The following is a 13,617-nucleotide window of genomic DNA, read 5'->3' as shown; positions in this document are numbered from 1 at the left end:
CATTGCCAGGCCTGAACCTGGCGATGCGATGGGTTGCGCGCGCTATTTAAGGAAAATTTATGACTGCTGCCCTGCAAGGCTCTTTGATGGTGGATGTCGCCGGTACCTGGTTGACGGCTGAGGATCGCCATTTGTTGCGTCAACCTGAAGTGGGCGGGCTGATCATTTTTGCGCGCAACATCGAACATCCGCGCCAGGTGCGTGAATTAAGCGCAGCCGTTCGTGCCGTGCGTCCTGACGTATTGCTGGCAGTCGATCAGGAGGGTGGACGGGTTCAGCGCTTGCGCCAGGGTTTTGTGCGTTTGCCGGCCATGCGCGCCTTGGCTGACAATCCAGATGCCGAATTCCTGGCCGAGCAATGTGGCTGGGTCATGGCGACAGAAGTGCTGGCTGTCGGTCTGGATCTGAGTTTTGCCCCGGTGCTGGATCTGGATTTTCAGCGCAGTGCCGTCGTCGGCACGCGCTCGTTCGAAAGCGATCCGCAACGTGCCGCGCTATTGGCTGGCGCCTTTATCCGGGGCATGAACAGCGCTGGCATGGCGGCCACCGGCAAGCATTTTCCGGGGCATGGCTGGGCCGAGGCGGATTCTCACGTCGCCATTCCCAATGATGAGCGCAGCCTGGAGCAGATCCGCGCCAGCGATCTGGTGCCGTTCGCTCGCTTGAGCAAGCAACTGGCAGCTGTCATGCCGGCTCACGTCATTTACCCGCAGATCGATAAGCAGCCTGCCGGTTTCTCGCGCCGCTGGCTGCAGGACATCCTGCGTGGCGAATTGCAGTTCGACGGGGTGATTTTCAGTGATGATCTGTCGATGGCCGGCGCTCACGTGGTGGGTGATGCCGCCAGCCGCATCGAGGCGGCCCTGACGGCCGGTTGCGACATGGGACTGGTGTGCAACGACCGCGCCGCCGCCGAGTTGGCGCTGAGCGCCGCTCAGCGCATGAAAGTCACACCGTCGGCACGGATTGCGCGGATGCGCGGTCAAGCCAGTGCGTCTACTGATTACAAGCAGGATCCGCGTTGGCTCGCGGCATTGCGTGCACTGCGCAATGCGCAACTGATCGAATAATGCGTCGCCGCTGTCGGGCTCCATCGGGGATCGACAGCGGCGAGGGGAGCCTCGTCAGGGCAGGTCGCGACTCGCATAAAACGCGCTCAGCACTTTCACCAGGTGTGCCAGGTCATGGCTGCCGCACAGCTCACGAATCGAATGCATGGCGAAGGTCGGCAGGCCGATGTCCACGGTGCGCACGCCCAGGTGGCTGGCGGTGATCGGGCCGATGGTCGAGCCACAGCCCATGTCGCTGCGCACCACGAAGCTCTGTACCGGGACCTCCTCGGCCATGCACAGGTGGCGGAAGAAACCGGCGGTTTCGCTGTTGGTGGCATAGCGCTGGTTGCTGTTGACCTTGATCACTGGGCCGGCATTGAGTTTCGGGCCATGATTGGCGTCGTGCTTGTCGGCGTAGTTCGGGTGTATGCCGTGAGCATTATCGGCGGACACCAGCAGCGATTTCTGAATAGTGCGTACGAATTCATCGCCTTCGGGTAACAGGCGGCGCAGGGTCTGTTCCAGCATCGGACCGTCGGCACCGCACGCCGAGCAGGAACCGACTTCTTCGTGGTCATTGCAGACCAGGACGCATGTCTCATCGGTTTCGGCAGTGAGCAAGGCTTGCAGGCCGGCGTAGCACGACAGCAGGTTGTCCAGGCGTGCCCCGGCAATAAAGTCGCCGTGCAGGCCGATGACGGCAGCGTCCTGAGTGTCGTAGAAGCTCAGTTCATAATCGAGCACCACATCGGCATTCAGTCCATGCTCGCGGGCCAATTGGTCGGTGAGCACCGCACGGAAGTCCACGCGCTCGTCACCGGCAAACTGCGCGAGGATTGGCGGCAGCTCGGTCTGGGCATTGATCGCCCAGCCCTGATTGGCTTCACGGTTCAGGTGAATGGCCAGGTTGGGGATGGTGGCGATAGGTAGCTTGAAGTCGATCAACTGGCTTTCGACCTTGCCGTCGCGGCGGAAGGTCACGCGGCCCGCCAGGGATAGGTCGCGGTCGAACCACGGAGCAAGCAACGCACCGCCATAGACTTCCACGCCCAGTTGCCAGAAACCCTGGCGCTGCAGCTCCGGTTGCGGCTTGACGCGCAGGCACGGGCTATCGGTATGGGCGCCCACCAGTCGGATACCGCCCTGCAGCGGGGCATGACGGCCTAGTTTGAAGGCAATGATCGAAGAGTCGTTACGGGTTACGTAATAGCGACCGTTGGCCTCGGTGGTCCAGGTTTCGCGCTCGTCAAGCGGCTGGAAACCGGCGGCTTCCAGGCGCTGGGCGAGGGCAGCGGTGGCATGAAAGGGAGTGGGGGAGGCCTTGAGGAAGTCGATCAGGCCTTGGTTCAACGCTTCGCGCATAAGTAGCTCCAGACAGCAATGGCGCGAGTCTACCGTATTGGCCCTGTTGATTCATTGTAGGAGCGAGCCTGTTCGCGAAAATCGCCAACGATAACGCAGGTATTCTGGGTGTGCGCGGCGCTCTCGGGTTTTTCGCGAGCAAGCTCGCTCCTACGGATGATCGTGTCTAGCCGTTCAGAAAGGAGCGGGGCACTCGAAGCGCAGGCGTTCGCCGCTTTGCGGGTGGGTGAAGCTCAACATGCTCGCGTGCAGGCACAGGCGCGGCCAGGCGGCCAGGGCTTGTTCGTGGGCATACAAACCGTCGCCCAGCAACGGATGACCGATGGACAACATATGCACGCGCAGTTGGTGCGAGCGCCCGGTAATCGGCGTCAGTTCAACCCGGCACCAGTCGCCATGGCGCTCCAGCACTTTCCAGAAGGTCAGGGCGTGCTTGCCGAACTCATGGTCCACCACGTGACGCGGTTTGGTCGGCGGATCGTAGCGTAACGGTAGGTCGATGCTGGCGCTGTCCAGCTGCGGCTGGCCCCAGCACAAGGCGGTGTAGGCCTTTTCGGTTTCGCGGTCGTGGAACTGGCGAGACAGTTCGCGATGGGTATCGGCATCCCGCGCAAGCAGGATGATGCCCGAGGTTTCCCAGTCCAGGCGATGGACGATGCGGGCTTCGGGGTAGCCGTTTTCCTGCAGGCGTGTGATCAGGCAGTCTTTGTTGTCATCGGCGCGACCGGGCACCGACAGCAGCAGGGTTGGCTTGTTCACCACCAGGACGGCGGCGTCCTGGTGAAGAATGTGGATATTGGACAGCGGCATTAAACAGCCTCGTAACAAACGCCAACGGCGGCTCCGCTATTTAGCTTTCCTGTAGGAGCGCGCTTGCTCGCGAAGAACCTGAGGACGCCGCGTTTATCCTGAATGAACGCGCTGCCCTTGAGTTTTTCGCGAGCAGGCTCGCTCCTTCCATGGAGGCTGTTTAGCGGAGCCGCCGTGACGACTACCGGTTCGATCAGCGATCAGGCAGGGTGATATTGAGTTCCAGAATCGAGCAGCTGCCGTCGTTTTCCAACGCCACATGCACGTCATCGTTACCGATATTGACGTACTTGCGAATCACTTCGACCAGTTCCTTCTGCAAGGCTGGCAGGTAATCCGGGGTGCTGCGTTGGCCGCGTTCATGCGCCACGATGATCTGTAGACGCTCTTTCGCTACCGACGCGGTGCTTGGCTTTTTGCTGGCACGAAAGAAGTCGAGAAATTTCATTGTTTAGTTGCCTCCAAAGATACGCTCGAAGAATCCCTTCTTCTTTTCGTCGAGGAAGCGATGTTCCACGGTCTTGCCCAGCAGGCGATCGACAGCATCGCTGTACGCCTGGCCGGCGTCGCTCTGGTCGTCAAGAATGACCGGAACGCCTTGGTTGGAAGCCTTGAGCACAGCCTGGGACTCCGGAATCACACCGAGCAAGGTCACGGCGAGGATATCTTTGACGTCTTCAACACCCAGCATTTCACCCTTGCTCACGCGCTCAGGGTTGTAGCGGGTCAGCAACAGGTGCTCCTTGATCGCTTCTTCGCCCTTTTCGGCGCGGCGCGATTTGCTGGCCAGCAGGCCGAGCATGCGGTCTGAGTCACGTACCGAGGAAACTTCCGGGTTGGTCACGACGATGGCTTCATCGGCGAAGTACATCGCCAAGTGGGCACCGGTCTCGATGCCGGCCGGGGAGTCGCACACGATGTACTCAAAGGTTTCCTTGAGTTCCATCAGGACTTTCTCCACGCCTTCCTTGGTTAGCGCGTCTTTGTCACGGGTCTGGCTGGCGGCCAGTACATACAGGTTCTCAAGGCGCTTGTCCTTGATCAGGGCCTGTTGCAGGTTGGCTTCGCCATTGACCACGTTGACGAAGTCATACACCACGCGGCGCTCGCAGCCCATGATCAGGTCGAGGTTACGCAGACCGACGTCGAAGTCGACGATAACTGTCTTGTGACCGCGCAAAGCGAGGCCGGTACCGATAGCGGCGCTGGTGGTGGTCTTGCCCACACCACCCTTGCCGGATGTACCCACGAGAATCTTGGCCAAGGTGTTTCACCCCTAAGGAAAAAGGACTTTCCAGTCCCTGAAAAACATCTCTTGAAACTCGCCGCAGGCGGACAGCCTGTGTAGGAATGAAGGTGAAAAACTGCGACTTACCCGAAGGTCAACTTCGCCTGTTAATCACTCCTACTCAAATCTTGCCGTTTTCGCTTTGCTATCAGAGTCTAGAGATGCTTGGAAAATGCGGCAGTATCCGTTAAAGACGGATGATGTTCAACACATCGCCCGACAGGTTGACTTGTACCCCGGCTCCCCATAGCGGATCGCGGCGCAAATCTTCTGAAACCTTGTACTGACCTGCGATGGACACGAGTTCAGCGGTCAACTGCTGGCAAAAAATACGCGCCTTGGTATCACCCTTGATGCCGGCCAGTGCGCGTCCGCGCATAGGGCTGTATACATGGATGTTTCCATCGGCGAGAAGTTCCGCACCGGGACTGACTGGAGCAATCACCACCAGGTCGCCGCCCTGGGCGTAAATCTGCTGTCCGCCGCGTACGGGAGAGGTGATGATCTTTGTCGGCTTGATCGTCGGCTCGGGTGGTTTTTCGGTTTTTTTCTTGATTTCGCCTTCCACCGGGTCGAGCGCGCGCTCGCGGGCACCGGACGGTGGCAATACTGGCAGTTCAATGGCGATGGCTGCGGCAATGTCTTCGATGCGACTGGCGCGAATAGCCAGGGTGCGCAGCCCATGTTGGCGGCACACACGCATCAATCCGGGCAGATCAACGGCGCCTTGGCCTGCGGGCAATTTATCCAGGGCCAGCACCAGCGGGGCGTTGTTGAAGAAGTTCGGGGCCAGGGCAACCTTGGCGGCGAGTTGGCGGTCCAGTGCGTCGAGGTCGTTGCGGGCCAGTTCCAGCACGGTAATGGCGAGCATGCTGCCTTTGAGCTGGAATACGGGATCTTGGTCTAGCGATTCATTTTGGCTCATGGTCGGCAAAGCGGCTTGTCACGAAAAGTGTCGAGACTTATAGCGAGAACATCTGCTAGCCGCAAGCCGAGTCGAACCGTTGTAGAATGCGCGGCCCTTGTCTTTACCGGAATCTGTAATGGATCGCCCGCGTTTTCGAGCTGTATTTTTTCATCCGCGTTTCTGGCTGCTTTGGCTGGGACTTGGTCTGCTGTGGCTGATCGTGCAGTTGCCATACCGGGTTTTGCTGGGGATTGGCCGTGTCCTGGGCGCGTTTATGTACCGGGTGGCCGGTGAGCGTCGACGCATTGCCGCGCGAAACCTGCAATTGTGCTTCCCGGAACAGTCCGCCGAAGAACGTAAACGTTTGCTCAAGGAAAACTTTGCCTCCACCGGCATCGCCTTTTTCGAAATGGCCATGAGCTGGTGGTGGAGCAAGCCGCGGTTGGCGCGCCTGGCCCACGTCGAAGGCCTGGAGCACCTCAAGCAGGCGCAACAGGAAGGAAAGGGCGTGATTCTCATGGCGCTGCATTTCACCACCCTGGAAATCGGCGCTGCTTTGCTGGGGCAGAAGCACACCATTGACGGCATGTACCGGGAGCACGGCAATCCGTTGTTCGACTTCATCCAGCGTCGTGGTCGCGAGCGGCACAATCTGGATTCCCTGGCAGTCGAGCGCGAAGACGTACGCGGCATGCTCAAGCTGCTGCGGGCTGGCCGGGCGATCTGGTATGCGCCGGACCAGGACTACGGCGCCAAGCAGAGCATTTTCGTACCGTTGTTCGGGATTCAGGCCGCGACGGTTACCGCCACCAGCAAGTTTGCCCGCTTGGGCAAGGCCCTGGTCGTGCCGTTTACCCAAGAACGGCTGGCGGACGGCAGCGGCTATCGTCTGGTGATTCACCCACCGTTGAGCGACTTTCCTGGCGAAACCGATGAAATCGATTGCCTGCGTATCAATCAATGGGTGGAAGCGTCGGTTCGTGAGTGTCCCGAGCAATACTTGTGGACCCATCGTCGCTTCAAGAGCCGGCCGCCGGGTGAACCCAAGCTGTACGAAAAGCGCCGCTGACGGCACGACCCAATCCCACATGGAGTGATGCAATGCGTCCAGCTGAACCGGTCACAGGTCTGATTCTATCCGGCGGCGGGGCGCGAGCGGCCTATCAAGTGGGGGTGCTGGCGGCGATCGCCGAACTGCTGCCGCCGGGCGCACCCAATCCCTTTCCGGTGATCGTCGGCACCTCGGCCGGGGCAATCAATGCCGTGAGCCTGGCCAGTGGCGCTCTCGACTTCACCGCCGCCATCCAGCGGCTCACGGCCTTCTGGCAGGGTTTTCGCAGCCATATGGTGCTGCGCAGCGACTGGCCTGGCGTGATGCGCCAGGCGAGTCGGTTCCTTGTCCGCAGTCTGTTGGGCCTGGGGGCGCCGGTCCCGGTGGCATTGCTCGACAGCTCGCCGCTGCGGGAGCTGCTGCAAGACAGATTGCACCTTGAAGGAATCGACGAAGCGATCCGCCACAAGCACTTGCACGCGGTGGCCGTGACCGCATTTGGCTATGAGTCCGGACAAGCGGTGACCTTTTATCAGGGCGGCGGCACCATCGACCCCTGGTTGCGCCATCGCCGCATTGGCTTTCCCACGTCGTTGACCGTGGAGCATCTGTTGGCCAGTTCCGCGATTCCCTTGCTGTTTGCCCCGGTCAAATTGGATCAGGAATATTTTGGGGATGGCGCGGTGAGGCAATCGGCCCCCATCAGCCCAGCCTTGCACCTGGGCGCCAACCGGGTGCTGGTGGTCGGCGTCAGCGGCAACCCGCGATCCTTCGATCCTTCGGTGCCGCAGCAACGCAGCTATACCGGGCAGCAGCCGACCCTGGCGCAGATCGGCGGGCATATGCTCAACAGCACCTTCATTGACAGCCTTGAAAGCGATATCGAATTGCTGGAGCGTCTGAACCAGTTCAGCCACCTGCAGCCGGCGGACAGCGCTGCACGCGGCTTGTCGCCGGTGGATGTGTTGGTGATCGCACCCAGCCAGCCTATCGATGAAATAGCCGCGCGCCATCGCCAGGAGTTGCCAGCCGCGTTACGCCTGTTTTTACGTGGGCCAGGGGCGACCAAGACCAGCGGGGCGGGGGTGCTCAGCTATCTGTTGTTCGAGGCGGGGTATTGCAGTGAGTTGATTGAATTGGGCCGGCGCGATGCATTGGCCAAGCGTGAAGAACTTTCGCGCTTCCTCGGCCTGGCTACGCCGTGAGTTTTGAATAGGGGCTTACCCGCGAGGCACCGTAATAGTACGCGGCTGTCGAGCCCTGATACAACCTCGCCAGGGCTCGACAGCTGCTACTTAACAGGGCTGCGCTTCAAGCATTCAGCGCTTAGAAGTGATACTTGACCAGGAAACTCGCCGTATCCTGGGTGGTTTTGAATGCGCCCGAGTCTTCAATCCCGTACTTGTTCTTCCAATAGTCGTATTCGAAACCGACATACAGCTGCTTGTCGCCCCAATTCATCGCCTTGCCCAGGTCATATTTGACCTGTGGGTTGAAGTGCAAGTTGGCATGGTAAGTACCACGGGCGTTTTTATCGTTATCCACTACCCAGTCCATAAAACCGTCGATCAGCACGTCGGAGTTACCCACGGGAATGGTGTACGACCAAACCGGAGTGATTTGCCATACACCGTCACCCGGGCGATTGCCTTCGGTCTGGCGCTGATAGAAATTCAACTGGAAGTAGTCGAAGCCGGGGATTGCCAAGTCAAAGGCCGGGCCCAGCAGATAGGATTCGTTGTCGCCTTCACCGAACTCGTAAGTGAACGCCAGCAAGACGTCTTTGATCGGTCCGAAGGACAGGTTCTTGTCGAGGATTTTGCCAAGCGACAAGCGTGGGCTGAACTCACCGTAGTAAGTATTGGGGCCGACGTTGCCATCTTCCTTGCCGTTGTAAAAGATACGGTCGAGGAAGAAGAAGTTGTCGCCGTACTTCCAGGCATCGGCGTGCTCGAACGTGACGGTTTGCTGGATCTGCGGGTTAACAGTGAAGTTCTTGCCCCACAAGTAGGTCAGGCTGTTGTTCTGCCACTGCAGCAGATCGCCGGCCATCGCCTGGCCCCCACCCAACAGGGTTCCTGCCAGCATCAGGCTGTTCACGGTACGTTTCATTCGGTTGCTCCCGAGTTAAGGTTTTGTGTTTTTCTTCTAGATAAAACGCTCTGGTCTGGCGCCTTTTGAGGTGTTGCAAAAATCGTCTGTTTGGTCAGCTTTAGTGCTTTTAGCAAGAGCTGCGCCAAGGCGTAAAAAAAGCCAAAAAAACCCCGTCGGCTGTGATAACCACAGTCGAATTCAAAGTTTTTGTGCAGGCCAGGGCGGCTGACCGTGGGCCGGGATAAGTTGGCCTTGAAGTCAGGTTTTACATTCGCTGTTTTTTTTTGAGTTGATTTGAGCGGGCGCGGAGAATACTGGCTCCCAGGCCTGTGCTCAAGTGCGCCGTTACAGAGCGCGTGGGACGAGAGTGGGGCACGGCCTGAAGCCGGCCCCGGGTGAGTGGCGTGCATGGTGTTGCTCCCTGATCGTTCTTATTGTTGTTGTGACGCCGGGTGAGCGAGGTTCTGAGTCAATGCGTGTGCGCGTGTACGCTGGCCGCCGCCCGTTCGGCGCCGCCCAAAATGTTGAACAGCAGGTTCAGCGATAATGCGCTGAGGGTGGCCATGGCGATGCCGCTATGGGTAATCGGGCTCATCCACAGCGGCAGTTGGGCGAAGAACTCAGGGCGCACTACCGGAATCAGGCCCATGCCGATACTGACGGCCACCAGCAACTGGTTGCGGCGATCGGCAATGTCGGCTTCCTGGAGGATCTTGATCCCGGTCGCCGCCACCATGCCGAACATCGCGATCGCCGCGCCGCCGAGCACCGCCGGGGGGATCGAGGCAACCAGGAAGGCCGCCTTGGGCAACAGGCTGAGGATGATCAGGAAAACTCCGGCCGCGAGGGTCACCGACCGACAGCGCACGCCGGTCATCTGCACCAGACCAATGTTTTGTGCGAAAGAGGAGTGGGTGAAGGTATTGAAGAACCCGGCGAAGAACGACGCGCCGGCGTCACACAACAAGCCGCGTCGTAGCATCCTTGGCGTGACCTCTTGGCCGGTGATCTTGCCCAGGGCGATGAACATGCCGGTGGACTCGACAAAAATAATCACCACCACCAGGCACATTGACAGGATCGGCGCCAACTCGAATTTCGGCATGCCGAAATGCAACGGCGTGACCACTTGCACCCAAGGCGCCTGGGCCAGACCGCTGAGGTCGACCATGCCGAGGATCCCGCACAAGGCGTAGCCCAGGGCCATGCCGATCAGCACCGAAATGTTGACCCAGAAACCGTGCATGAAGCGGTTGATCAGCAGAATGGTCGCGAGCACCAGCGCAGCGATGCCCAGATAGATAGGTGAGCCGAACTGCGCCGCGGCGGCACCACCGCCGGCCCAATTCACCGCCACTGGAAACAACGAAAGACCGATGGCGGTGATCACGGTGCCGGTCACCAAGGGGGGAAAGAAGCGCACGACCTTGGACATGAACGGTGCGATCAGCATGCCAAAAAAGCCAGCGGCGATGGTCGCGCCGAAGATCCCTTGCAAGCCGATGCCCGGCATGCCTGCCATGGCGACCATGCTGCCGACGGCGGCGAAACTGGCACCCATCATCACCGGCATGCGAATGCCCACCGGACCGATACCCAGGGATTGCACGATGGTGGCGATCCCCGCGACCAGCAGGTCGGCGTTGATCAGGAATGCGATTTCCTCACGGCTCAAACCCGCGGCTTCACCGATGATCAATGGTACCGCCACAGCGCCGCCGTACATCAGCAACACGTGTTGCAGGCCCACCAGGATCAGTTGCAACAAGGGCAGCCGCACCATGCTCGGCGCGGCAGGAATCTGCGGTTCGGCTAACTCGGACATGCAACACCTCGGATCTTTTTTATTTTTGTTGTCTGGCTGTCAATAGCCAGTAGCGTTGCCCTCGATTCCTGCAGGAGAGAGCTTGCTCGCGAAGAACGTCAACGATCACGCGCACATCCAGGATGAACGCGGTGCCTTCGAGTTTTTCGCGAGCAAGCTCGCTCCTACAGGGGAGGGGTGGCCTATGATTAGTTGGTACGCGCTCCCTGAGTGATCCAGCTACCAATCAAGTCCCGCTCCTGCTGGGTCATTTGAGTGATATTGCCCAGTGGCATGATTTGGGTCGCTACGGCCTGTGCCTGAATCCGCGCCGCCTGTTGCTGGATCTGTGCGGGCGTATCAAACATCACCCCGCCAGGCGCGGCACTGAACAGCGGGCTGGTGGGCTTGGCCGAATGGCACGCGGTGCAACGTTCTTCGATCACGCTGTGGACCTTGCCGAAGTCCGTCGACGCCTGGGCCGGTGCTGGTTCGGTGGCCGGAGCGGGGGTTGCGGGCGCGGCGGGTTTGAGGCCACCCCCCAATGCGGTTTCCGGCAATGGCTGGTACTCGATGGCGGCGGGCGCCTTCGCCACCTCCGGTGCGCTCGCCACGGGTTTGGGGCCGGTGACATAGGCCAGGCAAATCATCGCCAACGCGCCTGCGGGCAAGGTCCACGCGTATTTCTGGCTGTCATGGCGGGTGTTGAAGTAGTGACGCACCAACACTGCCGCTACTGCGATCCCGGCCAGGATCAACCAGTTGTACTGGCTGCCATAGGTGCTCGGGAAGTGGTTGCTGATCATGATGAACAGCACGGGCAAGGTGAAGTAGTTGTTGTGGCGTGAGCGCAACAGGCCTTTGGCCGGCAGCGCCGGATCAGGCGTGCGGTTCTCCGCGATTGCCGCTACCAGCGCACGCTGTGCCGGCATGATGATGCGGAACACGTTGCCCACCATGATGGTGCCGATCACGGCGCCCACATGCAGGTAGGCGCCGCGACCGCTGAACACCTTGCTGAAGCCGTAGGCCGCTGCAATCAACAGCACGAACAGGATCAAGCCGAGCAGGGCAGGGCGCTTGCCCAGGGCCGAGTCGCAGAGAAAGGAGTAGATGAACCAGCCGACGAACAACGAACCAATGCCCAGCAATACGCCTTCGGTGCCGCTCAGGCTGCTGCCGGGGGCCAGCAGGTACAACGTCGGATTGAGATAGAACACCACGCACAGCAGCGCGACGCCCGACATCCAGGTGAAATAGGCTTCCCATTTGAACCAGTGCAGGTTGTCCGGCATGGTCGGCGGAGCCAGTTTGTATTTTTCCAGGTGGTAGATACCGCCACCGTGGATCGCCCACAAGTCGCCGGCGAGACCATTCTTTGGGTTGGCGCGGTTAAGGTTGTTTTCCAGCCAGACAAAGTAGAACGAAGCGCCGATCCAGGCGACGCCGGTGATCATATGAACCCAGCGCACGCTCAGGTTCAGCCATTCCAACAGATGTGCTTCCACAGTCTTTACCTCTCGCCCGTCACCCTTGTTGTCGGGTGATCGGACCTTCTCTTATTGGTGGGGGGCGAGGATCAACCGCTCATCCTCTTTGAAGAAATGCTCATCGCAGTTATTGCCTGTGCCACTGCGATCAACCACCAGGAAGTCATCCCGCTTTTCGATCGTCAGCACCGGGTGGTGCCAGACGCCGCGATGGTAATTAATGCCCTGCCTGCCGTTAGTCACGAAGGCGCGGACCAAGCCTGATACAGGTGCATCGCCAAGTGGCGCGACCACGATCAGAAAGGGGTTGCCGAGCAGCGGAATAAAGGCCTGGCTGCCCAGCGGGTGTCTCTCCAGCATGCACACGGTCAGTGGCATATCCTGCGCGTCGGCGCGGAAGATGCTGATGATTGCGTGGTCTTCTGGCGTGGCGGTTTCAACCGTCGCCAGTTTATGAAAACGCATGGTCGAGCCGTTGTTGATCATGAAGTGATCGCTGCCATCGGTTTCGATAACGTCTCCGAAGGGGGCGAAGGCTTCTTTGGTCAAGGGTTCGATCATCAGTGTGCGCATGGCTGTCTTCTTATCCGAATACTGTGTTGTTGGTCGTGGCGAGGGGGCTTGTCCCCCGTTGGGCTGCGCAGCAGCCCCAATCAGGTATCGCGTCTCTACAGCTGGAATGCGTTGCCTGGTTTCAGGGCCGCTTCGCGCCCCAACGGGGGACGAGCCCCCTCGCCACAGGTCACCGCTTATTTCGAAACCTTGCCCAGCACGCGCAAGCGACTCACGCCACCATCCGGGAATACGTTCAGGCGGATGTGGGTAATCGGCCCCAGTGCCTTGATCTGCTCGGCGAAGGTGTGTTCAGCGTGCATTTCCAGTTTCTGCGCCGGCAACAGTTCACGCCAGAACAGCGATTGGGTTTCGATCTGGCTGTCGGTGCCGCCTTTGACGAACGCGCCCTGGATCGAGCAAGTGTCTGGGTAGTTGCCCTTGAAGTGCAGGGTGTCGACGATGACCTTTTCGATCTCGCCGGCGTGACCCAGGGCGACGATCACCCAGTCATTGCCTGGCGTGCGACGACGGGCTGTTTCCCAGCCATCGCCCATGTTGATGCCACGGCCCGGGTTGAGGATGTTGCCCATGCGCCCGAAGTGTTCGTCGGAGCACGCCAGGGCACGCCCGCCGTTGAGCGAGGACGCCAGGTCGATCTGCTCGTTGTCGCCCACCGCCGACCAGTCGCGGAACGGAATACCGTACACCCGCAGACGGGCCACGCCACCATCCGGGTAGATGTTGAAGCGCAGGTGACTGAAGGCCTGGTCGTGGTTGATCTCGTGGAAGTGATGGCTGTTGCCCTGCAATTCGACGGCAGACAGTACTTCGACCCACTGGGTGTTTTCAGTCGGTTCGCCTTCGGCCAGGAAGCAGCCTTCCAGGGACGCCGACGGTGGGAAGTTGCCGGTGAAGAACGAAGTGTCGATGTCCACGCCTTTGATCGCGCCGGGCACGCCCAGGCGGATCACCGCGCTGTCGTAGCCTTCGAAGCGCTTGCGACGCGACTCCCAGCCGTCCATCCACTTGCCGTTGTCATCGAACACGCCCTCCTTCCATACGGCTGGGGTCGGTTGGAACAGGCGGTTGGCGTCGGCGAACCAGTCATCCGTCACGGAGATGATCTTGGTGCCCAGGCGGGCGTCAGCGAGGTTGACGAACTTTTCGAAAGGGACGGCGTAAGCTTTCATTCTTCTTGTCTGCC

Annotated in this window: 14 protein-coding genes; 3 read left to right on the top strand and 11 right to left on the bottom strand. The window is 59.9% G+C overall.

What is annotated here, in order from left to right; translation table 11 throughout:
- The first annotated feature begins 59 nt into the window (after positions 1-59).
- A complete protein-coding gene (gene nagZ, locus BLU75_RS14340; RefSeq protein WP_084381590.1) occupies positions 60-1,070 on the top strand; it encodes a beta-N-acetylhexosaminidase in 1,011 nt (336 codons plus the stop codon).
- Between the two features lie 54 nt (positions 1,071-1,124).
- On the opposite strand, the gene BLU75_RS14335 is transcribed toward nagZ, so the two are convergent.
- From BLU75_RS14335 to minC, 5 genes are all read right to left on the bottom strand, one after another.
- Entirely contained in the window at positions 1,125-2,414 is a 1,290-nt protein-coding gene (locus tag BLU75_RS14335; RefSeq protein ID WP_084381589.1) for a M18 family aminopeptidase, read from the bottom strand.
- A 174-nt stretch (positions 2,415-2,588) separates the two neighbouring features.
- Positions 2,589-3,224, bottom strand: coding sequence for an RluA family pseudouridine synthase (locus BLU75_RS14330; protein WP_084381588.1), 636 nt, complete (start codon positions 3,222-3,224; stop codon positions 2,589-2,591).
- 193 nt (positions 3,225-3,417) lie between these two features.
- Entirely contained in the window at positions 3,418-3,672 is a 255-nt protein-coding gene (gene minE, locus BLU75_RS14325) for a cell division topological specificity factor MinE (protein ID WP_084381587.1), read from the bottom strand.
- Positions 3,673-3,675: 3 nt separating this feature from the next.
- On the bottom strand, positions 3,676-4,488 hold the full coding sequence (gene minD, locus BLU75_RS14320) for a septum site-determining protein MinD (RefSeq protein WP_084381586.1): 813 nt from the start codon (positions 4,486-4,488) through the stop codon (positions 3,676-3,678).
- A gap of 211 nt (positions 4,489-4,699) precedes the next feature.
- Complete coding sequence (minC, locus tag BLU75_RS14315; RefSeq protein WP_084381585.1) at positions 4,700-5,437, bottom strand: septum site-determining protein MinC; 738 nt, start codon at positions 5,435-5,437, stop codon at positions 4,700-4,702.
- A 118-nt stretch (positions 5,438-5,555) separates the two neighbouring features.
- Here minC and BLU75_RS14310 point away from each other — a divergent pair, with 118 nt between their 5' ends.
- Both BLU75_RS14310 and BLU75_RS14305 read left to right on the top strand, forming a co-directional pair.
- Positions 5,556-6,488, top strand: coding sequence for a lipid A biosynthesis lauroyl acyltransferase (locus tag BLU75_RS14310; RefSeq protein ID WP_084381584.1), 933 nt, complete (start codon positions 5,556-5,558; stop codon positions 6,486-6,488).
- Positions 6,489-6,520: 32 nt separating this feature from the next.
- A complete protein-coding gene (locus tag BLU75_RS14305) occupies positions 6,521-7,675 on the top strand; it encodes a patatin-like phospholipase family protein (RefSeq protein ID WP_084381583.1) in 1,155 nt (384 codons plus the stop codon).
- A 121-nt stretch (positions 7,676-7,796) separates the two neighbouring features.
- Here the strand turns inward: BLU75_RS14305 and BLU75_RS14300 are convergent, their stop codons facing one another.
- The 6 genes from BLU75_RS14300 to alc all read right to left on the bottom strand — a co-directional run bounded on the left by BLU75_RS14300 (position 7,797) and on the right by alc (position 13,603).
- Positions 7,797-8,582: an outer membrane protein OmpK gene (locus BLU75_RS14300; RefSeq protein WP_084381582.1), complete on the bottom strand. Its 786-nt coding sequence runs from the start codon at positions 8,580-8,582 to the stop codon at positions 7,797-7,799.
- Positions 8,579-8,974, bottom strand: coding sequence for a hypothetical protein (locus tag BLU75_RS27280; RefSeq protein WP_130909294.1), 396 nt, complete (start codon positions 8,972-8,974; stop codon positions 8,579-8,581). The genes BLU75_RS14300 and BLU75_RS27280 overlap by 4 nt, the downstream gene beginning before the upstream one ends.
- A gap of 59 nt (positions 8,975-9,033) precedes the next feature.
- Entirely contained in the window at positions 9,034-10,389 is a 1,356-nt protein-coding gene (locus BLU75_RS14295) for a nucleobase:cation symporter-2 family protein (RefSeq protein WP_084381581.1), read from the bottom strand.
- Between the two features lie 188 nt (positions 10,390-10,577).
- Positions 10,578-11,876, bottom strand: coding sequence for a urate hydroxylase PuuD (locus BLU75_RS14290; RefSeq protein ID WP_084381580.1), 1,299 nt, complete (start codon positions 11,874-11,876; stop codon positions 10,578-10,580).
- Positions 11,877-11,927: 51 nt separating this feature from the next.
- Complete coding sequence (locus BLU75_RS14285) at positions 11,928-12,431, bottom strand: ureidoglycolate lyase (protein WP_084381579.1); 504 nt, start codon at positions 12,429-12,431, stop codon at positions 11,928-11,930.
- Positions 12,432-12,607: 176 nt separating this feature from the next.
- On the bottom strand, positions 12,608-13,603 hold the full coding sequence (alc, locus tag BLU75_RS14280) for an allantoicase (protein ID WP_084381578.1): 996 nt from the start codon (positions 13,601-13,603) through the stop codon (positions 12,608-12,610).
- Between the last annotated feature and the right edge of the window lie 14 nt (positions 13,604-13,617).

This window comes from Pseudomonas mucidolens, from assembly GCF_900106045.1.
GTDB classification, from domain to species: Bacteria; Pseudomonadota; Gammaproteobacteria; order Pseudomonadales; family Pseudomonadaceae; genus Aquipseudomonas; species Aquipseudomonas mucidolens.
Note: the sequence above shows the minus strand (reverse complement) of the source record. Positions and strands in the feature narration are given on the sequence as shown.

Excerpts from the sequence above, each read along its gene's own strand:
- nagZ (WP_084381590.1), top strand. The coding sequence starts at position 60 with ATGACTGCTGCCCTGCAAGGCTCTTTGATGGTGGATGTCGCCGGTACC.
- BLU75_RS14335 (WP_084381589.1), bottom strand. The coding sequence starts at position 2,414 with ATGCGCGAAGCGTTGAACCAAGGCCTGATCGACTTCCTCAAGGCCTCC.
- BLU75_RS14330 (WP_084381588.1), bottom strand. The coding sequence starts at position 3,224 with ATGCCGCTGTCCAATATCCACATTCTTCACCAGGACGCCGCCGTCCTG.
- minE (WP_084381587.1), bottom strand. The coding sequence starts at position 3,672 with ATGAAATTTCTCGACTTCTTTCGTGCCAGCAAAAAGCCAAGCACCGCG.
- minC (WP_084381585.1), bottom strand. The coding sequence starts at position 5,437 with ATGAGCCAAAATGAATCGCTAGACCAAGATCCCGTATTCCAGCTCAAA.
- BLU75_RS14310 (WP_084381584.1), top strand. The coding sequence starts at position 5,556 with ATGGATCGCCCGCGTTTTCGAGCTGTATTTTTTCATCCGCGTTTCTGG.
- BLU75_RS14305 (WP_084381583.1), top strand. The coding sequence starts at position 6,521 with ATGCGTCCAGCTGAACCGGTCACAGGTCTGATTCTATCCGGCGGCGGG.
- BLU75_RS14300 (WP_084381582.1), bottom strand. The coding sequence starts at position 8,582 with ATGAAACGTACCGTGAACAGCCTGATGCTGGCAGGAACCCTGTTGGGT.
- BLU75_RS27280 (WP_130909294.1), bottom strand. The coding sequence starts at position 8,974 with ATGCACGCCACTCACCCGGGGCCGGCTTCAGGCCGTGCCCCACTCTCG.
- BLU75_RS14295 (WP_084381581.1), bottom strand. The coding sequence starts at position 10,389 with ATGTCCGAGTTAGCCGAACCGCAGATTCCTGCCGCGCCGAGCATGGTG.
- BLU75_RS14285 (WP_084381579.1), bottom strand. The coding sequence starts at position 12,431 with ATGCGCACACTGATGATCGAACCCTTGACCAAAGAAGCCTTCGCCCCC.
- alc (WP_084381578.1), bottom strand. The coding sequence starts at position 13,603 with ATGAAAGCTTACGCCGTCCCTTTCGAAAAGTTCGTCAACCTCGCTGAC.